The 21,725-nt window shown below is 47.2% G+C and carries 20 protein-coding genes and 1 other RNA gene; 13 read left to right on the top strand and 8 right to left on the bottom strand.

Features of this window, described 5'->3' with window-relative positions; all coding sequences use genetic code 11:
- The first annotated feature begins 4 nt into the window (after window positions 1–4).
- Window positions 5–1,495: a RagB/SusD family nutrient uptake outer membrane protein gene (locus tag KE626_RS31595; protein ID WP_211977077.1), complete on the top strand. Its 1,491-nt coding sequence runs from the start codon at window positions 5–7 to the stop codon at window positions 1,493–1,495.
- Window positions 1,496–1,727: 232 nt separating this feature from the next.
- On the opposite strand, the gene KE626_RS31600 is transcribed toward KE626_RS31595, so the two are convergent.
- Entirely contained in the window at window positions 1,728–2,291 is a 564-nt protein-coding gene (locus tag KE626_RS31600; RefSeq protein ID WP_211977078.1) for a methyltransferase family protein, read from the bottom strand.
- Between the two features lie 97 nt (window positions 2,292–2,388).
- Here KE626_RS31600 and trxA point away from each other — a divergent pair, with 97 nt between their 5' ends.
- Window positions 2,389–2,688: a thioredoxin gene (gene trxA / locus KE626_RS31605; protein ID WP_211977079.1), complete on the top strand. Its 300-nt coding sequence runs from the start codon at window positions 2,389–2,391 to the stop codon at window positions 2,686–2,688.
- A gap of 120 nt (window positions 2,689–2,808) precedes the next feature.
- Here trxA and KE626_RS31610 read toward each other — a convergent pair whose 3' ends face one another.
- The 4 genes from KE626_RS31610 to fbaA form a co-directional block, all read right to left on the bottom strand.
- Window positions 2,809–3,966 carry a hypothetical protein gene (locus KE626_RS31610; RefSeq protein ID WP_211977080.1) on the bottom strand — a complete coding sequence of 386 codons (1,158 nt, stop codon included), beginning with the start codon at window positions 3,964–3,966 and terminating at the stop codon, window positions 2,809–2,811.
- Window positions 3,967–4,019: 53 nt separating this feature from the next.
- Window positions 4,020–4,457, bottom strand: a complete 438-nt coding sequence (gene smpB, locus KE626_RS31615) for an SsrA-binding protein (protein WP_211977081.1) — start codon at window positions 4,455–4,457, stop codon at window positions 4,020–4,022.
- A gap of 95 nt (window positions 4,458–4,552) precedes the next feature.
- Window positions 4,553–5,401 carry an acetyl-CoA carboxylase, carboxyltransferase subunit beta gene (gene accD, locus KE626_RS31620; protein WP_211977082.1) on the bottom strand — a complete coding sequence of 283 codons (849 nt, stop codon included), beginning with the start codon at window positions 5,399–5,401 and terminating at the stop codon, window positions 4,553–4,555.
- 212 nt (window positions 5,402–5,613) lie between these two features.
- Window positions 5,614–6,681: a class II fructose-bisphosphate aldolase gene (gene fbaA, locus KE626_RS31625; RefSeq protein WP_211977083.1), complete on the bottom strand. Its 1,068-nt coding sequence runs from the start codon at window positions 6,679–6,681 to the stop codon at window positions 5,614–5,616.
- A 136-nt stretch (window positions 6,682–6,817) separates the two neighbouring features.
- Between fbaA and KE626_RS31630 the strand changes: the two genes are divergently transcribed.
- Entirely contained in the window at window positions 6,818–7,630 is an 813-nt protein-coding gene (locus KE626_RS31630) for an alpha/beta fold hydrolase (protein WP_211977084.1), read from the top strand.
- Here the strand turns inward: KE626_RS31630 and KE626_RS31635 are convergent.
- From KE626_RS31635 to KE626_RS31645, 3 genes are all read right to left on the bottom strand, one after another.
- The gene (locus tag KE626_RS31635; protein ID WP_211977085.1) at window positions 7,627–8,070 is read right to left on the bottom strand and encodes a QcrA and Rieske domain-containing protein; all 444 of its coding nucleotides are present in this window, start codon (window positions 8,068–8,070) and stop codon (window positions 7,627–7,629) included. The genes KE626_RS31630 and KE626_RS31635 overlap by 4 nt on opposite strands.
- Window positions 8,071–8,136: 66 nt before the next feature.
- On the bottom strand, window positions 8,137–8,910 hold the full coding sequence (locus KE626_RS31640; RefSeq protein WP_211977086.1) for a helical backbone metal receptor: 774 nt from the start codon (window positions 8,908–8,910) through the stop codon (window positions 8,137–8,139).
- A 100-nt stretch (window positions 8,911–9,010) separates the two neighbouring features.
- On the bottom strand, window positions 9,011–10,369 hold the full coding sequence (locus KE626_RS31645; RefSeq protein ID WP_211977087.1) for a pyridoxal-phosphate dependent enzyme: 1,359 nt from the start codon (window positions 10,367–10,369) through the stop codon (window positions 9,011–9,013).
- Window positions 10,370–10,687: 318 nt separating this feature from the next.
- On the opposite strand from KE626_RS31645, the gene bioD reads away from it, so the two are divergent.
- The 10 genes from bioD to KE626_RS31695 all read left to right on the top strand — a co-directional run bounded on the left by bioD (window position 10,688) and on the right by KE626_RS31695 (window position 21,629).
- The gene (gene bioD / locus KE626_RS31650; RefSeq protein WP_211977088.1) at window positions 10,688–11,332 is read left to right on the top strand and encodes a dethiobiotin synthase; all 645 of its coding nucleotides are present in this window, start codon (window positions 10,688–10,690) and stop codon (window positions 11,330–11,332) included.
- Window positions 11,329–11,904: a 5-formyltetrahydrofolate cyclo-ligase gene (locus KE626_RS31655; protein ID WP_211977089.1), complete on the top strand. Its 576-nt coding sequence runs from the start codon at window positions 11,329–11,331 to the stop codon at window positions 11,902–11,904. The genes bioD and KE626_RS31655 overlap by 4 nt, the downstream gene beginning before the upstream one ends.
- Before the next feature lie 6 nt (window positions 11,905–11,910).
- A complete protein-coding gene (gene lpxK / locus KE626_RS31660; protein ID WP_211977090.1) occupies window positions 11,911–12,981 on the top strand; it encodes a tetraacyldisaccharide 4'-kinase in 1,071 nt (356 codons plus the stop codon).
- Between the two features lie 15 nt (window positions 12,982–12,996).
- On the top strand, window positions 12,997–16,107 hold the full coding sequence (gene rnr / locus KE626_RS31665; RefSeq protein ID WP_211977091.1) for a ribonuclease R: 3,111 nt from the start codon (window positions 12,997–12,999) through the stop codon (window positions 16,105–16,107).
- Window positions 16,108–16,127: 20 nt separating this feature from the next.
- Window positions 16,128–17,099, top strand: a complete 972-nt coding sequence (locus tag KE626_RS31670) for a polyprenyl synthetase family protein (RefSeq protein ID WP_211977092.1) — start codon at window positions 16,128–16,130, stop codon at window positions 17,097–17,099.
- Between the two features lie 184 nt (window positions 17,100–17,283).
- Window positions 17,284–18,915: an amino acid permease gene (locus tag KE626_RS31675; RefSeq protein ID WP_211977093.1), complete on the top strand. Its 1,632-nt coding sequence runs from the start codon at window positions 17,284–17,286 to the stop codon at window positions 18,913–18,915.
- Window positions 18,916–19,077: 162 nt separating this feature from the next.
- The gene (locus tag KE626_RS31680) at window positions 19,078–19,539 is read left to right on the top strand and encodes a DoxX family protein (protein ID WP_249207850.1); all 462 of its coding nucleotides are present in this window, start codon (window positions 19,078–19,080) and stop codon (window positions 19,537–19,539) included.
- Between the two features lie 101 nt (window positions 19,540–19,640).
- On the top strand, window positions 19,641–20,690 hold the full coding sequence (locus KE626_RS31685) for a Smr/MutS family protein (RefSeq protein WP_211977095.1): 1,050 nt from the start codon (window positions 19,641–19,643) through the stop codon (window positions 20,688–20,690).
- Between the two features lie 93 nt (window positions 20,691–20,783).
- Window positions 20,784–21,154: RNase P RNA component class A (rnpB, locus tag KE626_RS31690), an RNA gene on the top strand.
- A gap of 64 nt (window positions 21,155–21,218) precedes the next feature.
- Window positions 21,219–21,629 carry a DUF4870 domain-containing protein gene (locus tag KE626_RS31695; protein ID WP_211977096.1) on the top strand — a complete coding sequence of 137 codons (411 nt, stop codon included), beginning with the start codon at window positions 21,219–21,221 and terminating at the stop codon, window positions 21,627–21,629.
- Window positions 21,630–21,725 lie beyond the last annotated feature (96 nt).

The raw sequence follows: 21,725 nt of genomic DNA on the forward strand, positions 1-21,725 counted from the left end.
GACCATGAAAAAGAACTTATTTATAATCATCATCGCCGTGTTTGCACTGGGATCCTGCAGCAAGGACTTCCTGGAAACCAAGCCTACCAATGCAGTGCCCGACGACGAGGTATTCAATACGGTAGATAATGTGGAAACAGTTATCAATGGTACCTGGGCTTATATGTTTGAAGAGTTTTTTACCTATGCTGTTCCCGGTTACAAGTCTATTCATCTTACCAGTGATGCAATGGGCAGTGATGTTGCAGTAACAACGGTTTACGGTTTGAGAGATTCCTATGGTTTCACAGAAATGACCGACAATACTAAAAACCGTGTAAACGCTTTCTGGACCATTCTTTACAAGGTAATCGACAACTGTAATAACATTATAGCAAGAATCGATAATGCTACCGGGGATGACAGTAAGAAACAACGCATTAAAGGCCAGGCATACGCCCTGCGCGCTAACTGTTACCTGACCCTGGCTTCTTATTACCAGTTTAACAGAACCGGTACAGAAAAAGCAGTGCCCATTTACCTGGAGCCAACCAGTGCCACGTCGGTGGGTAAACCCAAATCTACCATCACACAGGTATATCAACAGGTGATTGCCGATCTGCAGAAAGCCTTGCCATTGCTGAAGGATTATGAACGTAATCCTGCACAGAAATGGAAGATCGATCTGAACGTGGTGAATGGATTGCTGGCACGTGCCTACCTGTATAATCACCAATGGACACAGGCCATCAGCAGTGCAGTGGCGGCGCGCAGCGGCTATCCGCTGATGTCGGGCGACGACTACAACAAAGGGTTTAATGACCTCAATAATGTTGAATGGATCTGGGCTCATGGTCAAACGCCTAACCAGAGCAACGCCAGCTACAACTTCCATTACCTGGATGTGTCTACCCCCGCAGCCTATTACCAGAGCTTTATGGCGGATCCTTATTTCAAGAACTTCTTTGATAGTGCAGATGCACGTTTCCGCTTATTTGACTGGGATACCTTGCCTGACCAGGAAGGTTACCTGCGGTACAAGAAATTCCGCTTCCGTGATGCCAGCGCACTGGTAGGCGACCTGGTACTGATGCGCTCCGCAGAAATGTACCTGATTGAAGCAGAAGCATATACCCGGAACGGCAATAACGCAAAAGGCGCAGAAGCGCTGAACGCACTGCGTACCGCCCGTAATGCGGTGCCATACAAAGGTGGTGGAAGCCTGCTGGATTCCATACTGATAGAAAGAAGAAAGGAATTATGGGGAGAAGGATTTGCACTGTCGGACATTATTCGTACAGGCGGTACCGTAGTGAGGAAGCCTTTCCTTTCCTATACCGGGGAAGACAGTATCATTAACGTGATCCGGGCAGATGGCAGCACTTTAAAAGTGGCTGCACAGGGACACCTGACGCTGAAACAACCGGATGGACAGCCTTTCACGGCATATAGTCCTTACTACCTGTTTGCTATTCCCATTTCTGAAGTGCAGAATAATCCGAATCTTAATAACTAGCGGGAAGCAGAACGCTAGCGGAGGGGAACGCCTTCGGCGTTTATCTTTGGGCAGGATTAATATGATTATAATGATTGTACTGATTTTAGCTTTTTCTGATCTACATCTTTATCCTGTTGGTAAACATGTTCGATAGAAAGTATGCTTCTTTCAAAAAAGAAATAAAATCAGTACAATCATTATAATCATATTAATCCTGCCCAAAGATAAACGCCGAAGGCGTTCCCCTCCGCTAGTAGATCCACGGCAGTATCCTGCTGGTATGCTTCATGTAGTCAGTATATTCTTCCCCGAATTGTGCTGTCAGCATTTTTTCTTCCACATTCATCCGGTAAATAAAAACGGAGAGCACCGGTATGAAAACGATGGCAAGCGCCAGCCAGTTATTCACCGACAGGCCAAATCCAAGGAAAGACAAGAGGGAGCCGGCATAGGAGGGATGCCGCAAAATGCCGTATAGGCCATTCTTTTTTATGTGATGGTCTTTACGGATGGTAACCACTACCGTAAATAACCGGCCCAGCTGAGCAATGGACACAAAACGCAACAGCATGCCCAGCAGTATAACTGATAAGCCTATACGATTCATAAGCGGCCCCGGTGAAATAATGAAAGGTGTTTTAATCGCCACAATGGCGGCGATATTGATACATACAATGATAACGATCCAGATAAAGGCAAGACTTCCTTTGTCCTGCTTCTTTTTATCGGCCTGATCGCCGCCGCGCAGAATGCGGTGAAGCAATATTTCAGATAAAAACCAGACCAGGTAGATGACGGATGATAGCGAGTTCATATAATAAAGGATGTGGGACAGTATATACGTAATATATGTTATATTTTCTGATCTTCAAAAAGGTACGTAATTTGTAACCGCAATTAAAACGTGTGCTATGGAAAACCTGCAAACAATATTGCAATCTCCTACTCCGGTATTGATCGATTGTTTTGCCACCTGGTGCGGCCCCTGTCAGATGGTGCCACCCATTTTAAAAGAGGTGAAAGAAAAGCTGGGAGATAAACTGAGAATTGTGAAGATAGATATCGATAAAAACCAGCAGCTGTCGGCCCAGTGGCAGATCAGCAGTGTGCCCACCTTATTGCTTTTCCGTGAGGGCAGGATGATCTGGCGCCAGAGCGGGGTGGTACCGGCACATCAGCTGTTGCCGATACTGAACCAGCATTTGGGGTAAGCGTAAAGCGTAAAGCAGAAAGCAGAAAGCTACCGGCAAGAATGAACCAAGTGGATGTAAATCTCCGCATTAATCATTCCTGCCGGTAGCTTTTAGCTTTCTGCTTTCTGCCTTACGCTTTCACAAATTGTTCCCTGAATAAAAACTTTGCAGGTCCCTCGCCAGTACATCATAGATGGGGCGGGTAAATTCCATGAAAAGATCGGTAGGAGGTGGAGGTGGCATATCCCGCCCGCCAATGAGCAGTTTATCTTCATCGCTCAGCGCCCTTTCATCACCGCGGAATGTCCCAAACTGGTTCAACCAGGTATAGCTTCCCGGGATGCGGTCGGTTCGCAGCACCTGACCGTTAGTGGTATTGGTAATGCGGTAATCCAGCAGCCCTTTTGATACCACGGTTTTTTTGGTGATATACAGGGTAGCCTTTACCGTTTTATAGATATTGATTTCTTTTCCGCTGGTGTCTTTTGAAGTACCTACTATTATCTCTTTTGAAACTTCGCGTTCTGTGCGGTCTACATAGGTTTGTCCGACTACAAAATCAAAAAAGCGCAGTTCTATGTATTCATCCGGGCGCAGGTTTTCGCTGCGGGCAATTCTTTCATCGTAAAACTGCACAAACTGGTTGATATTGCGCTGTTGCAGGTTCCTAACCAGGTAGTCCCTGAACTGGTCTGCGGAGAACTGGAAATAGGGGGAGCGTACTTCAATTTCGCTGACTACTACATTGATAACGCCCAATTGGTAAGCTTCATCCCGTTTTTGTTTGGTATCGCGGTAACCGGGAATGAGCTTGAGGGCGGCACTAAATTCTTCATAGGCCTGTCGTGCGCTGGCTTTGTCGCCCCTGTTAAGCAGCGACATGCCGCGGTCGTACCGCATCTCCGCCGCATTTTCCTGGGCGCCGGTAATGGCGTCGCGGTAGTCTTTGGGTTGTACCAGCTTTAGCGCAGCAGGAGAGTTGTGTATGCTGTTATAAAGACTTTGGAGTGCCTTGTATTCGTTGCGTACAGCTTCCCACTTGAGTTGGTTATTGGACCGGAGATATTCATTAACCCGGTCTTCCCGGGCCAGCTGGGCCTGTTTATAGGCGTCCGGCAACATCCGGGTAGCGGTGGCATCCTGGGGTTTGCGTTGGAGCTTTTTTACAAAAGCCACTACTGCCTGGTCGTACCGGCCTTTATTGTATAATTTTTCGCCTGATTTGCAGGAAAGGAATAAGGAGTAAAGGAGAATAGCGGCTACACTGAGCAGCGGCTTCCATGATGGCTTTTTCAATGGGATTAATTTTATAAGGATATGTCTTCTGCCTGCTACAGCCCTGTTCCTCTCTATTTGAATTGTCTTCTCAGTTCACGGTCAGCCTCTCTGGCTTTAATGGAATCACGTTTATCGTGCAGTTTCTTTCCTTTACCAACACCTATTTCGATTTTGGCAAGGCTTTTATCTGTGATAAATATGCGCAGCGGTACAATGGTGTAGCCACGTTCCTTGATTTTGTTTTCAATTTTTCTCAGCTCCCGCTTTGTCAGCAGCAACTTACGCTCACGCAAGGGGTCATGATTAGCGGATGTGCCATGGCTGTATTCGGCAATATGTAAGCTTTTTACAAATAATTCTCCTTTGGAAAAATAGCAGAATGAATCATTAAAACTCACCTTATTAGCACGTACAGATTTGATCTCCGTTCCCAGCAATACCATCCCGGCAATATACTTATCTTCTATTGCGTACTCAAAATATGCCGATCTGTTCTTTAATTCTGCCATTATTTAGTGGTTAGCGTTTAGCTGATAGCTGTTAGCGGCTGGCAGGCAATAGTATTACTGTGCCGGGGCCGTCGCTAACAGCTATCAGTTCAAAGCTAGTTTTTGAAAATGGTCAGCAAACTTGCCAACCTCGTCTTAAGTTCTTTTCTATCCATGATGAAATCCAGGAAACCGTGTTCCAGCAGGAACTCTGCGCTCTGGAAGCCAGCAGGTAAATCTTTTTTAATGGTTTCTTTGATGATCCTTGGACCGGCAAATCCGATCAGTGCACCCGGTTCTGCTATATTCAGGTCGCCCAGCATAGCATAAGAAGCGGTAACACCACCCGTGGTAGGGTCGGTCATTAAAGAGATGTAAGGCAGCCTGGCGTTGGCCAGCTGTGTAAGCTTGGCAGCCGTTTTGGCCATCTGCATCAGGGAAAATGCACTCTCCATCATACGGGCTCCCCCGGATTTGGAAATGATCATCAACGGCATTTTGTTAACGATACAATAGTCAATAGACCGGGCAATCTTTTCACCTACTACCGAACCCATGGAGCCTCCAATAAAGTTGAAATCCATACAGGCCACTACCAGGTCGTTGCCCAGCACTTTACCGGCACCCACCGTCATTGCGTCTTTCAGACCGGATTTCTTCTGTGCATCCTTGAGCCTGTCACCATAAGGCTTCAGATCTTTAAAGCCCAGAAAGTCCGTCGGGTAAATATTTGGGAACAGTTCCTCGAACTGGTTGTTATCAAATATAATCTCAAAATACTCTGCAGAGTTGATACGGTTGTGATAATTACATTTATCACAAACGTAGAAATGCTCTTTCAGATCCTTTACAGTGGTGGTTTTTTTACAGTTAGGACACTTGTGCCACAAACCATCCGGTGCTTCTTTCTTTTCACTGGTGGTGGTAGAGATGCCTTGTTTAATTCGCTTAAACCAGCTTGACATATTTTACTATTAGATTAGAAAATAGTGGTGCAAGATACGAATTATCGTATAAAGCCAAAAACATAAGAAGAAAAAGCTTAAAGCATAAAGGAAAAAGCAAAAAGCTATTGTAGCGAAGATGACAATATATCGTATTAAAGTATATATTATCGCTTTTGTCTCCGCTGCAATAGCTCTTTGCTTTTTCCTTTATGCTTTAAGCTAAGCCGATCTTACGCATTCCTGTTGATGCAGTTCAGGTCTCTGAACGCTTCTTCCAGGCGCTTAACAAAGGTTTCTTCGCCTTTGCGCAGCCATACGCGTGGATCGTAGTATTTTTTATTTGGCTTGTCTGCGCCTTCCGGATTACCCAGCTGGCCCTGCAGATAGTCTTTTTTCGCTTCGTAGAAATCATGGATACCTTCCCAGAATGCCCACTGCATATCTGTGTCGATATTCATTTTGATAACACCATAACCCAGTGCTTCTGTGATCTGGTGTTTTGGAGAACCGCTACCACCATGGAATACATAGTATACCGGTTTAGCAGCCGTTTTATATTTTTCCTGGATGAACTCCTGGCTGTTGTGCAGGATCACCGGGCGCAGTTCTACGTTGCCGGGAGAGTATACACCATGTACGTTACCAAATGCGGCAGCTACCGTGAAACGGGGACCTACCTTTGATAAAGTTTCGTAAGCATAAGCTACTTCTTCAGGCTGTGTATACAGTTTAGCGTTATCTACACCGGAATTGTCAACGCCGTCTTCTTCACCACCGGTTACACCCAGCTCGATTTCGATGGACATACCCAGTTTATTCATTCTCTCAAAATATTTATGAGAAATTTCGATGTTTTCAGCAATAGGTTCTTCGGAAAGATCCAGCATGTGAGAGCTGTACAGCGGTTGACCGTGTTGTTTGAAGAATTGTTCGCCCGCATCCAGCAAACCATCGATCCATGGCAACCATTTTTTAGCGGCATGGTCCGTATGTAATACTACCGGTACGCCATAATATTTAGCTACTTCATGTACGTGTTTAGCACCGGAGATACCACCCGCGATGTTAGCCTGCAGCTTGTCGTTCGGCATACCCTTACCGGCAAAAAATTGTGCACCACCGTTGGAAAACTGAATAATAACCGGTGAATTTACTTTAGCAGCTGTTTCCAGTACCGCATTCACGGAGTTAGTTCCCACAACATTCACGGCAGGCATAGCAAATCCGTTGTCTTTGGCATCGTTATACAGCGCATCCAGCTCTTCGCCGAATAATACGCCAGCTCTGTATTTTCCCATACTCTGATATGTGTTTTATTTTTTTGGAAAGCAAATATAAGGAGTTAAATAGAAGATTTATAGCGAAAAGTAAGTGCTTATGTATTAAATCTACCAATAGAAAAACGTATTTTACCCGATCTTAACCTGCGTCAGCATGAAACCATTCTTTGCCCTGTTTGCCTGGATATTATTGCAAATGCCCGCTACTATTGCGTTTGGTGCGAGCGCAAACGATTCTCTCCTTTATTATACTTCTTTTGATGGTACCCGGATTCACTACACGGTAAAGGGTACGGGTAAACCCATATTATTGGTACATGGCTTTATTGCGGATGGGGAATCGTGGAAAAAAACTGCTTTATATGATTCACTCCTGTTGCACGGATACAAGGTAATAACGCTGGATATGCGCGGGAATGGGGCTTCAGACCATCCGCACGATAGTACGGCTTATCTTGGCGACGCTGAAGCAAAGGATATTATGGGACTCATTACTTTCCTTGGGCTGAATAGCTACCAGGTGGTAGGTTATTCCCGTGGCGCCATTATCACGGCCCGTTTGCTGCTGCTAGACAATCGTATCAGGAGTGGTGTATTGGGTGGTATGGGTACCGGTTTTACCGATCCGGCCTGGCCCCGCCGTCAACGGTTTTATGAGGCGCTTTCCGGCAAAGACGTACCGGAACTCGCGGCGATGGTAAAAAATGTTCAGAAAGCCGGCCTGGATCAGCGTGCCTTGGCGCTGATGCAATTTGGCCAACCGGCTACTACACCGCAGGAACTGGCCAGGGTGCAACAACCGGTGCTGGTGATAGGAGGGGATAAGGACAGCGACAATGATACCGGCGGCTCACTGGCAGCCATGATGCCGGCCGGTATGCATGGTACGGTTACAGGAGATCATAACAGTGTAGTCCGCTCGGCACCATTCGCCGCCTGGGTACTGGATTTCCTGCAAAATCATTAAACGACAGTCAGTACGCCGCCATCCACTTTAATAGTAAAGGGTGTCAAAGCAGCGGTGGCAGGCCCATTGCTTACTGCGCCGGAGGTGGTATAACGGCTGCCATGTCCGCAGGGTGCATTACATTCAATTAGTTTGCTGCTGTTGTTGTAGGTCGCTACAGTACAACCCTGATGCGTACAGGTGCTGGATAGCGCGGTAAAGTTACCTGCTGTACTGCCGGCACTGGTACGGATAATAATAACGCCATTAGAGATCTTAAAATCGCCGACGTTTGGAAGATCACTGCTGAGGTTGAGTGTCAAACGGGCATTACCTCCTCCGCCGCCGGGAGGATTCGGAGCAGGATTGTCACTTCCTCCTTTGCTGCAGGCCGCCAGCCCTGCGGTACAAGCTAATACCAGCGTTAATCCAATGTTGGAAACAAAATCTCTTCTTTCCATAAATATGCGTTTTTTGTTGATCGATATCCTGTTTACGCAAACGAAAAGAAGAAGGTTGCCTGATGATTAAAAGGTAAGATTTTTTAAATAGGTACTGGCCTCCAGTAAACGGCTGCCATACCAGGAAAACATTTCGCCGTCAACCAGCATAATGCGCGCAGCCGGCAGTATTGCCCGCAATTCAGCGATATGTTTTTCACGGAAAGGATAGGGCTCGGAAGATAGTAATACCAGTTCACATCCGCTGCTGGCCAACTGCGCCGCAGTTACGGCAGGATAACGCAGCTCCCCCGCAAATACGTTGTGCAGCCCGCATACGCCTAATATTTCATGGATAAAAGTATCGCCACCCGCCACCATCCATGGATCACGCCATATCAGGTAGGCTGTTGGAACCCGGTTTGCCTGTACCGGCAACGCGGCAAAACCCGCTTTTATCTGCGTGAGTAATGCAGTGGCCGCAGCTTCACGATGGGTAATAGCGCCAATACCGGTAATCATTTCATATGCGTCTTCCAATGTTTGGATATTACTCACCCATACCGGGTAATCCTTCATCAGTGGCTCCACATCACTGGCCAGGTTCTCTTCCTTATTGGCAATAATGAGGTCAGGCTTCAGCTGGTCAATAATATGGCGGTGTATATTTTTGGTGCCGCCCACCCGCGTTTTTTCACGGAACCACGTTAACGGATGTACGCAGAATTTTGTAATGCCCACCACCTCTTTGTCGAGTCCCAGGGAATACAATAGTTCGGTTTGTGAGGGTACCAGCGAAATGATCCGCTGTGGCGGACGTGCTAATGTAATGGATCTGTTAAGCTGATCAGAAAAAATCATTGAAAAAGTTTTCGTTGCATTCATTCAAATGCAACGAAAACTAACAACATCTCCTTCGCTGCATTTACTAAAAGCTAAAAGCTAAAGGCTAAAAGCTTCTCTAACGCCCCAGCGCCTGGATAATATCATACTTCGTAACAATATGGTGGTTGCCGCTATCATCTTTGGTAAGTACTGCGCCGTTTTCCCGGTTAATATAGACCGATAGTTTTTCTATCGGCGTATCCTGGCTTACCAGCGGGAACGGCGATTGCATCACTTGCCTGATCAGCGCGTCTTTCAGGTTGGCATCATCAATCAGGCGGTTAAATAATCCGTTTTCAGAAATGGAGCCGATAATGTCGCCGCCCTGTTCTACCGGGATATGTTCGATGTCGTATTTCTTCATGCGTGCAATGGCTTCGCTTACCTTTTCATCGGCGCTGATCGTCACCAGTGGCTGGTTACGGCGACCGTTCACCACATCCTTCACGGTTTTAACATCCAGGAAACCACGTTCCAGCATCCATTGGTCGTTATATATTTTTCCTACATAGCGGCTGCCATGATCATGAAATATAACGACCACTACATCTGTCGGCTTCAGGGAAGTCTTCAGCTGTAAAAGTCCGGCGATGGCGGATCCTGCGGAGTAACCCACAAAAATGCCTTCTTCCTTGGTAATGCGGCGGGCCATTACTGCTGCATCTTTATCGGTTACTTTTTCAAATTTGTCGATCACATTCATATCGTAGTTCTCCGGCACAAAATCTTCCCCGATACCCTCCGTGATGTAAGGGTATACTTCACTCATATCCAGGACGCCGGTTTCAAAATATTTTTTCAGCAGGGAACCGTAGCTGTCGATAGCCCAGACCTGTATATCCGGATTTTTCTCCTTCAGGTATTTCCCGGTGCCCGTTACCGTACCTCCGGTACCTGTTGCCACTACCAGGTGGGTGATTTTCCCGTCCGTCTGTTCCCATATTTCAGGGCCTGTTTGCTCGTAATGGGCATCCCGGTTGGCCAGGTTGTCGTATTGATTAACGTAAAATGAATTAGGCACTTCTGTTGCCAGTCTTTTTGACACCGAATAATAGGAGCGGGGATCTTCCGGTTCCACATTGGTAGGACACACAATTACTTCAGCACCTACTGCTTTCAGTATATCGACTTTTTCCTTGGATTGTTTATCTGTAGTGGTAAAAATACATTTGTAGCCCCTGATAATAGCGGCCAGTGCAAGTCCCATCCCGGTATTACCGGAAGTGCCTTCAATAAGGGTGCCCCCTGGTTTCAGCCATCCGTTTTGTTCAGCTACATCCACCATTTTAACGGCCATGCGGTCTTTTATGGAGTTGCCGGGGTTAAAAAACTCCACCTTAGCCAATACCGTACAGGGGAGGGAAGCGGTTACGCGGTGCAACTTTACCATCGGGGTATTTCCTATCGTTTCGAGTATGTTATCACAATATTTCATATAAAAGTGAGGTTGTATAATTACGAAAATACGGAATTGGGCCCATACATGCAGAGCGGGGAAGATCGCCTCCGGCGATTGTCTTTAGCAGGATTAGATTGATTATAACGATTCTGATGATTTTATTTCTTTTATAGACAGAAGCTTGCTTCTTTTCATCGGTCTTTCAAATGAACAGCTGGATTTATTGATTTTATAAACTACGGGATTATGATTATTAAATTATTAAAAAACTGAAATCATCAAAATCAGTCTAATCCTGCTAAAGACAATCGCCGGAGGCGATCCACTCCGCTCTTTCTCACTATATTTGCGGCGATGAGTGAACGAATTTTTATAACCGGCATAGGCACCGGCGTGGGAAAAACCCTCACCGCGGCCTGTATTACCGAAGCATTGGAAGCAGATTACTGGAAACCTGTACAAACGGGTTTGATGGAAGGTACGGATACCGACACGGTTGTATCCTTACTGTCTAATAACGTGTCAGTTTGTCACCCTGAGGCCTGGCGGCTGCAGGCGCCTGCCTCCCCGCATCTGGCCGCGCGGCTGGAAAATACCAGTATAGACACCAACCGGATCCTGGAGCTGTCGGGACAATACCAGCCGGCCAACCGTCCCCTGGTGATGGAAGGCGCCGGCGGGCTGATGGTGCCGGTCAACGAAACGGTTTTTACGCTGGATCTCATCCTGGCATTGAAGGCCAGGGTGGTGGTGGTAGCACAGAATTACCTGGGAAGTATTAACCATGCCCTGCTGACTGCGAGGATGCTGCAACATACAGGCGTTCCCGTTATTGGATGGGTATTTAGCGGAGCTGAGCATAGCAATGAAGAAGATATAATACGCTGGAGCGGTTATCCCAAAATAGGACATATCCCGCTGACAGAACAGGTAGATAAGGCATTCGTAAAACAACAGGCACAGTTGTTGACTACCCCGCTGCATACTTTATTGGCATGACCACTAAAAAGGATATACGAAAACATTTCCTCGAAAAGCGCCTGAACCTGGACGACGCCACCTCGCTGACGCTAAATGAGCGTCTGCTGGCCAACTGCCGGCAGCTGGATTACGGTCGTTTCAGGCTGGCACATATTTTCCTGCCCATCTCCGAAAAAAAAGAAGTAGATACCTGGCCCCTGGTAAAGTGGATGAGGGAGCAGCAGCCGCAAATAGCATGGGTGCTTTCCCGGTCGGATATGAAAACAGGCGAAATGACCCATCATCTCTGGAAAACAAATACCATCCTTGTAAAAAATAAATTTGGTATTCCTGAACCGGACCAGGGGGAAATAGTACAGCCGGAAGATATAGACCTCGTGTTTGTACCCCTGCTGGCTTTTGACAGGGACGGACAGCGGATAGGCTATGGCAAAGGGATGTACGACCGCTTTCTGCAGCAATGCAGTCCGCAGGTACGTACAATCGGCCTGTCGCTGTTTGAACCCGTTCAGAAGATAGAAGATACCGATCCCTGGGACATCCCGCTGCAAACGGTGGTTACCCCGGATCATATTTATCAATTTAAATAATCAACAGTGCTCAGATATCTTAATTTCCTTTTATACCCCTTTTCACTGCTGTATGGCCTGGTGATGTGGCTGCGCAACCGGTTTTATGATAAGGGGCTCCTTACTGCTGTGGAGTTCGACCTGCCGGTAATAGCCGCCGGCAACCTTTCCGTAGGTGGTACCGGCAAAACGCCGCATGTGGAATATATGATCCGCCTGCTGAAAGACCATCTGAAGGTAGCCACGCTCAGCCGGGGGTACAACCGGCGCACCAGCGGATACCTGCTCGCCGATGAAAAAAGCACAGCGGCAGATATCGGCGACGAACCTATGCAGTTTCACGATAAATTCCCGGATATCAAGGTTTGTGTAGGGGAAGAACGGATGCTGGCTATTCCCCAGCTGCTGGGCGATGAGCCGGATACCCAGGTAATACTGCTGGACGACGCATTCCAGCACCGTTCTATCAAACCGGGGCTGAACATCATGATCACCGATTACAGCCGCCTGTTTACCCGTGATCATGTGGTGCCCTTCGGCCGCTTAAGGGAAGGCCGTGCCGGTTATCACCGTGCCGATTGCATCATCGTATCCAAGTGTCCGCCCGCTATGAGCGTGGCAGAGAAGCTGGCCCTGGAAAAAGAAATTAATCCTTTGCCACATCAGCGGCTCTTTTTCACTACCTTGCAATACGGTGCCTTGTCCGATATGATGACCCATCAGCCGGTGGAAATCCCCAAATCAGCAACAGTATTGCTGGCGTGCGGTATAGCAAGGCCCGAACCATTGCTCGAAGAATTGAAACGACGTTACGAACAGGTATACCTCTTGTCTTTTCCCGATCATTATTATTATGCGGAGAAGGATATTGCAAAAATTAAAAAAGAATGCAGCGATTTGCCAGGCTCCCAAAAGATTGTCATAACTACCGAGAAAGATGCAGTACGCCTGCATTTGCTCAAGGGAGCGCTGACAGAACAAAACCTGCAGATAGCTGTTATGCCTGTGGAGATTTCATTTCTCTTCGGGGAAGCAGAATTATTTAATAACTTTATTTTTGACTATATAGGCCGGCATCTGCCAGCCCCCGGTCAATGATAACTTACGACTAACATGAGTAGAAAAAAGAAAAATAAAAAAGGCGGTAATAGTAACTCCAACCCAAACACCCATCACCATAACAGCCCGAAGAAAACCTTTAAAGGCGTATTGGAAGTGACCCGGTCAGGAATGGCCTTTGTGATTGTAGATGGCCTGACAAAGGATATTATGGTGAAGCAGAAGAACCTGCATACTGCCCTTGACAAAGATGAAGTGCTGGTAGATGTACTCAAAGCAGCCCGTAACGAAGGCCGCATGGAAGGCATTATAACGGACATCCTTAAACGAAATAAAACTGAATTTACCGGCACCCTGCAGGTCAGCAAAAGTTTTGCTTTCCTTATCCCCGAAAAGGGATTGTTTATGCCGGATATCTATATTCCCGCCAACTCCCTTGGTAACGCTAAAAGCGGCGACAAAGCCGTGGTGAAAATAGTGGCCTGGGGCGAAAAATCACGTAAACCGGTAGGAGAGATCGTGGAAATCCTGGATGCCAGCGATACCAACGATCTGGCCATGAAGGAAATCCTTATCGAAGCCGGATTCCCGCTTAACTTCCCTAAAGAAGTAATGGATGAACTGAGTGCCATCCGGGAAAATATTTCGGAAGAAGAAATCGCCAAACGTAAGGACATCCGCAAAATCCTCACCATGACCATCGACCCGGTGGATGCCAAGGATTTTGACGATGCCATTTCCCTGCGCCTGCTGAAAAACGGGAACTATGAAATCGGCGTTCACATCGCAGATGTAAGCCATTATGTGCTGCCTGGTACAGAGCTGGACAAGGAAGCAGATAAACGCGCTACCTCTGTATATCTGCCGGATCGCGTGCTTCCTATGCTGCCGGAAAAGATATCCAACGAACTGTGTTCCCTGCGCCCGCATGAAGATAAACTGACTTTCTCCGCCATGTTCCAGATGAGCAGCAAAGGAGAAATAAAACAACATTGGATCGGCCGTACCGTTATCCATTCCGATCACCGCTTCACCTATGAAGAGGTACAGGAAGTGATTGAAAAAAAGGAGGGACCCTTCAGGAACGAAGTACTGTTGCTGAACAAAATTGCCCAAACCCTGCGTGCGCAGCGTTTCGCCCATGGCGCCATTAACTTTTCCTCACAGGAAGTACGGTTTAAACTCGATGAAACAGGTAAGCCTATTGGCATCGTGGTGAAGGAAAGCAAGGAAGCACACCAGTTGATCGAAGAGTTCATGCTGCTGGCCAATAAAACCATTGCGGCCTATGTAGCTAAATTAAGAATCAATAAACAACCGATACCTTTCCCTTACCGCGTGCACGATACCCCCGATCCTGAAAAGCTGAAGGTGTTTGCCCTGTTCGCCGGGAAATTCGGGTATAAATTTGACCTCAGCACACCTGAAAGTATTGCCGGTTCCTTCAACAATATGTTGTTGCAGGTAAAAGGCAGGCCTGAACAGCCGGTGCTGGAAACGCTGGGTATCCGTACCATGGCCAAAGCGATTTACACAGTAAATAATGTGGGACACTATGGTCTTGGTTTTGAAGACTACTGTCACTTCACATCTCCCATCCGCCGTTACCCCGATGTACTGGTACACCGGGTGCTGGCAGAATGCCTGGCCAACAGCGTACGACCGGATAAGAACATGGAACAGAAGTGCAAGCACAGCTCTGAAATGGAACGTAAAGCCATGGAAGCTGAAAGAGCCGGCAACAAATACAAGCAGGTAGAATATATGCAGCAGTTCATTGGCAGCACCTTCGAAGGGGTGATCAGTGGCGTGGCACATTTTGGTTTCTGGGTGGAAACCGTTGATACCAAGTGTGAAGGACTGATCAGTATTCATAACCTGAATAAACGGGAAGAATTCCAATATAATGAAGGCGAATATGCGCTTGTAGGGCAGGGCACCGGCCGGAAGTTTCGTATAGGCGAAAAAGTGAGTATCCGTGTGGTATCCGCTAACCTGGCCAAACGTCAGCTGGACTACGACCTGGAAGATGAACTGACAGGCACCGGTACTGCAAGGCCCGAGTTTCAGCCTAAACGCCGGGAAGACCGTCGTGATGACCGCAAAGATCGTCGCCGGGATGAACGTCGCGAGGACCGTAAGAAGAAGAAAGAAAAACACCGTGGCGATTATGCACAGCAGAAGCCATGGCAACGTGATAATAGGGAAGCGCCGCAGGTACCCCAGGTGCCAAGGCGTGAGCCGGAACCAGTGCCGGTAGTAGACCAGGTAGTGGTGGAAACACATGTGGTTCCGGTAGCACCGGTAACCACACCGGATCCGATTCCTGCACCAATGAAGAAAAAGGTGAGGGAAACGCCGGCCAAACCTGCACCTAAAGAAACAGTCGCGTCGGCAGAAAAGGCATCAGCGCCTGAAGCCATCCCGGTGGAACAAATACCGGCGCCGGCTAAGAAAGCGCCGGTTAAGCCAGCAGTTATCAAAACAACTACAGCAAAGGCAGCTACCCAACCGGCGCCAGCAGCAAAAGCACCTGTTAAAAAAGCAACAGTAGCGGCACCGGCGAAGAAGGCAGCCGCTAAACCGGCACCAGCTGCAAAAGCCCCTGCAAAAAAAGCGGTGGTAGCGGCCAAACCAGCGAAGAAGGCAGCAGTTAAACCCGCACCGGCAGCAAAAAACCTTGCAAAAAAAGCGGTGGTAGCAGCCAAACCAGCGAAGAAGGCAGCTGTTAAGCCGGCACCGGCGAAGAAAGCCCCTGCTAAAAAAGCGGCGGTAGCGGCCAAACCAGCAAAGAAGGCTGCTGTTAAGCCGGCACCGGCGAAGAAAGCCCCTGCAAAAAAAGCGGCGGTAGCGGCCAAACCAGCAAAGAAGGCAGCTGTTAAACCGGCACCGGCGAAGAAAGCCCCTGCAAAAAAAGCGGTGGTGGCGGCCAAACCGGCAAAAAAAGCAGTTGTTAAACCGGCACCGGCAAAGAAAGCCCCTGCAAAAAAAGCGGTGGTGGCGGCCAAACCGGCAAAAAAAGCAGTTGTTAAACCGGCACCGGCAAAGAAGGCGCCTGCTAAAAAAGCAGCAGTAGCAGCTAAACCGGCGAAGAAGGCAGCAGCCAAAACGCCCCCGGCTAAAAAGGCGGCAGACAAAAACAAATCAAAGAATAAGCGTAAATAATAAAACACGAGCCATCAGTAATGCAATCATTTCAGGATTTAATAGCCCAGTTTAGTCAGCATTTTGAGAAACAACATTTCCCGGAACAACCCGGTAAGTTATACGGCGCCGCTTCGCATATCCTGGAGATTGGCGGTAAAAGAATCCGGCCGGTATTGTGCCTGATGGGCAATGAATTATTCGATACCCTGCGCCCGGACGCTTTTGAAGTGGGAACCGCGGTAGAACTGTTTCATAATTTTACACTCCTGCACGACGATATCATGGACAAAGCGCCGCTGCGTCGTGGTAAAGCCACGGTGCATACCGTGTATGGCGAGTCTGCCGCTATTCTTGCCGGCGACGTAATGCTGATCAATGTGTATGAGCATCTTAATAAGGTAGACCCGCATTACAAACAAAAAATCATTGCTGTTTTTAACAAGGCCGCCATTGAAGTATGCGAAGGACAGCAACTGGATATGGATTTTGAAGGCATGGATCCGGAACAGGTGCAATACGATGACTATGTGTACATGATAGGCCTGAAAACGTCTGTACTGCTGGCGGCGAGCCTGCAGTTGGGCGCTATTATCGGTGGCGCGGGCGACGGCAACCAGCAGCACATTTATTCTTTTGGTAAAAACATCGGTATCGCCTTCCAGATCCAGGACGATTACCTCGATGCTTTCGGAGATCCGGAGAAATTTGGCAAACAACAGGGAGGCGATATTTTAGCGAATAAAAAAACTTTCCTGCTCCTCAAAGCGCTGGAACTATGCAGCCCGGCACAGCGGGAGGAATTGAAATTACTGCTCGAAACCTCTCCGGCCGATAAAGTGGAACGTGTACTGGAGTTGTTCCGCAGTTGTAAAGTGGATGAATGGGCAGAGAAGGAAAAAGAGCGTTTCCAGCAACTGGCGTTCCAGAGCCTCGACAACATCGCCGTACTTTCCAACCGTAAAGCCCCGTTGATGGAATTGGCAAACTACCTCTTAAACCGTCAGCAATAAGGTTTGTATTTAAAATCACATTATATTCGCGCTTGTCTTATTCAGGATGAAGTGATATGATATGCTGATTGCACTGATTTTTTCTGAAAGATTTAATCAGCGCAATCAGCATTCTTATTTCAGCAGAGTAAGATGGTATATTTGACAAATCTAAACACAACTGTAACACGTAATTCCATCGCCAATGTCTAATTCGCTGTTTCGAAAAAAGTCGCTTGCCAACATTATAAAAGACGCCCAGGCCGGTTTGGCGGATGGTCATGAAACAGGAGGAATGCACAAGGTGTTAAAGGTGAAAGACCTTACCGCTATGGGGATTGCTGCCGTAATTGGCGCCGGAATCTTCTCTACCATAGGCGAAGCATCGTTTCATGGTGGTCCGGGCGTTTCCCTGCTGTTTGTGATAACCGCCGTCACCTGTGGATTCTCTGCACTTTGTTATGCCGAATTTGCCTCCCGTGTACCGGTATCCGGCAGCGCCTATACTTATTCCTACGTTACTTTTGGAGAACTCGCCGCCTGGGTTATAGGCTGGGCCCTGATTCTCGAATATGCTATTGGTAATATTGCGGTTGCCATCTCCTGGAGCGGGTATTTTAACAACCTCCTGAGCGGGCTGGGGTTAAGTTTACCGTCCTGGCTGGCCAGCAACTACGACAGTGCCTCACCGGAAGTAATAGCGGCAGCGCCCCATATTGCCGGTATCCCTGTTATCCTCAACCTGCCGGCCTTTATGATCGTGGTATTAGTTACCTACCTGGCTTATGTGGGGATACAGGAAAGCAAACGAAGCGCAAATTTTATGGTGGCCCTCAAAATCCTGGTTATCCTGTTTGTAATTGTGGTGGGCTTCTTTTACGTAAATAAGGCCAATTGGAGCCCTTTTATGCCCAATGGCTTCTCTGGTGTGCTAAAAGGGGTATCGGCGGTATTTTTCGCTTATATTGGCTTTGACGCGGTAAGTACTACTGCGGAAGAGTGCGCCAACCCGCAGCGGGATCTGCCTAAAGGTATGATCTATTCCCTGATTATCTGTACCGTTTTATATATCCTGATCTCCTTTGTATTAACCGGGATGGTGCCTTTTTCCAGTTTAAAGGTAGATGATCCACTGGCCTTTGTTTTTGACCAGGTACATCTGCCATGGATCAGCTATCTTATTTCGGTGAGCGCGGTGGTAGCCACTACCAGCGTATTGCTGGTATTTCAGATCGGTCAGCCGCGGATATGGATGAGTATGAGTCGCGACGGGCTGTTACCCAAACGTTTCAGTAAAATACATCCGCGGTTTAAAACGCCTTCCTATGCAACCATTATCACTGGTTTCCTGGTAGGTATCCCGGCCTTGTTCCTGAATCTGACCATTGTAACAGATCTAACCAGTATAGGTACCCTGTTTGCCTTCATCCTTGTTTGCGGCGGCGTACTGATACTGCCGAGGGAAGAAAAGGCGACGGTAAAACGTTTCCAGTTACCTTATATCAACGGGCAGTTTATTATACCGGGTATCATTGTGTTATTATTCGTCCTGTTTAACCGTGAAATCCTGGTGAAGTTTTCCATGGAAGGCGGCTGGGAAGTATGGAAACACAATATTCCTTTCTACCTGTTTGCTGTGGTAACCGTGGCGATTACTTATTTTTCCGTTACACGCAAACTATCGCTTATACCCGTACTGGGAATGCTCAGCTGTTTTTACCTGATGACAGAAATTGCATTGAAGAACTGGATCGTTTTCTCGATCTGGCTGTTGCTGGGATTAACCATTTACTTTGGATACAGTTATACCAACAGCGCCTTACGGAAGAAAGCATAAAGCGTAAAGCATAAAGCAAAAAGCTATTGTGCCGGAGATACTGGAGGAATAATTACCCTCTTATCTCCGGCACAATAGCTTTTTGCTTTATGCTTTACGCCTTCTGCTTAATTTCGTAACTTCATATCAGCTCTTTGATCCTAAAATTTATATTTTATGAACATGCTACAACGAGTTGAACACTGGGGTGACACACATAGCCCCAACTGGCTGAGTGCCGTAAGGATACTGCTGGGTGTATTTCTGATGGGAATGGGCGTGCTGTTTGTAATGGAACGCGATTCCCTGATCTCCATGATCAATCAGAAGCCGGCCCTTGCCACCTTGTCCATCCTCCTGGGACACTACATCGTATTTGCCCACACGGTTGGCGGGTTATTCATTGCCATGGGACTGCTTACCAGGGTTTCTGTCCTGGTGAATATCCCGATACTGCTGGGCGCCGTTTTCCTGATTCATTCTCCTTCCGGGTTGTTTACCGTGTATCCGTTTATGGCATTATCAATCCTGGTGCTTTTCCTCTTAATTTTCTTTTTAATCGAGGGGAGCGGCCGTATCTCTGTAGATGAGTATATGCGCCGGCATCCGGAAAAACCACGTAGCCGCAAATACGTTGACTTTTAAGAGCAACTACTGGTAACAGTTATGTATAATGCTTCATCAGATAAATCTCTTCCGCGCATATCCCTTCAAAATTCTATTTTTGCACTCAGAAGAATGCAATTATGAAATACCAAATAGGCGACAGGATATTGCTGTTGAGTTCAAAAGAAGAAGGAACGGTTGTAGAACTTGTGAATGATAATATGGTGATGATAGAGGTAAAAGGAACATCATTTCCTGTATATCTCGACCAGATTGATTTCCCGTATTTCCATCGTTTTACCCAGCAGAAGCTGGTGAAAGACAAGCCCAAACTGATCCCCGGGGATGAGATTAAAGTTGACAGAAGTAAGTACGAAGTATTCAAAACAGATAAGGGAATGTTCCTGTCTGTTTTACCGGTATACCAAATGGATGGCCTGGACGAAACGGTGAAGCTGATGAAGTTTCACCTGTTCAACGACACGCCGCATGCCATGCGTTTTTATTTTCAGATCTGGCTGAATAACCAGCTGGATCTGGAAATAAAAAATGAGATCCAGCCGTATAATCATTTCTACCTCGCGGATCTGATCTTCGAATCCCTGAACGATAATCCACGGTTCGAATTTACTTTCTTCCTGAAAGAACCTCAACCCAAGCTGGCCACCTCTGTACAAAAAACCTGGAAAATCAAGCCCCGGCAAATGTTTGTGCAGCTGGAGCAGTTACGTACCAAGGAAGAAGCCACCATTACTTATCCTCTTTTTGATAAATTTCCCGAAAGAGCGCCCGAGCCGCCGGCACCGGTGGAAGCAGCCAAAAAGAAGGCGCCTGTTACTACGCTGGGTTCCGGAAATTTTGCCAGTCTTTTAAGTAAAATTCAACTGCAGCCGGAAACATCTCTTACACCTAAACAGGAGGTAGATCTGCATATTGAAGCACTGGAGAAGAACTGGAAAGGGTTAAGCAATATTGCCATCCTGGCTATACAACTGAATGCGTTTCAGCGTTACCTGGAGCTGGCAATCAGCCATCACCAGCACAACCTCGTCGTTATCCACGGGGTAGGCAAAGGGAAACTCCGGGATGAAATTCATGCGATACTCAAACAAACACCGGAAGTAGCCACTTTTGTAAACCAGTATCATGCAAAATATGGCTATGGTGCTACGGAAATAACATTTAGATAGAAAGAATTAGGAATTAGGAATTACGAATTACGTCTGTCGTAATTCGTAATTCCTAATTCCTAATTCGTAATTCTTTTCTATCTTCGCGCCTCAACTACAAACCGTGCTATCGTTTCACTGCCTTGCGCAGTGGGAAGGAAAGTCCGGACAGCGCAGAGCAACGCACCACCTAACGGGTGGGGCCCGGTGCAAGCCGGGAACAGCAAGTGCCACAGAAAATAACCGCCCCGCTTCGGCGGGGTAAGGGTGAAAATGTGGGGTAAGCGCCCACGGTGCAGGCAGGTAACTGTTTGTGCGGGTAAACCTTGCGTGCTGAAATGCCATGTATACGGTCGATTGAGGGCTGCTCGCCCGATGACCGAGGGTAGGCAGATACAGGCAACGTGCGAACGTTGCCGCAGATAAATGATAGCAGCCCCGTCAACGGCGGGGAACAGAATCCGGCTTACAGGTTTGTAGTTTTTTTCTTCCCTTTTTTGATATGCTAAAATAACCTGCTAACTTCCCATTAATATTAATCTCTATTTTATGAACCAGAAAGATGAAAATACCTGGGGAACCCTCATTCACCTTGGTGGCCTTATTGGTATGGCCGTATTACCTACGGTAGGTAACATTATCGGCGTACTGATACTGTGGCTGATAAAACGTAGTGAATCTGCTTTTGTAGATCAGCAAGGCAAGGAAGCCATTAATTTCCAGATCACGCTCAGCATCGCAGCAGTGATAGTAAACCTGATCAATAATATTGCAAATGGATTCTGGTCACTGACCAATTTCTGGCGTCATACGCGCGGGGAGTTTTACATTTCCTGGGGCTGGACAGATCTGTTGGTGGTGATATGGCTGATCAACGTTATTTTCAGCATCATTGCGGCAGTGAAAGCAAGTAAGGGAGAGTCTTATAAATATCCGCTGAGCCTGCGTCTTGTTAAATAGAGCAAAATGCATAAAGTAAAAAGCTAAAAGCTATTGTGCAGAAGAAATACGGGAAAATTATCCGCCCGAGGTTTTTCTGCACAATAGCTTTTAGCT

This window comes from Chitinophaga hostae (assembly GCF_018224885.1).
Classification (GTDB): domain Bacteria; phylum Bacteroidota; class Bacteroidia; order Chitinophagales; family Chitinophagaceae; genus Chitinophaga; species Chitinophaga hostae.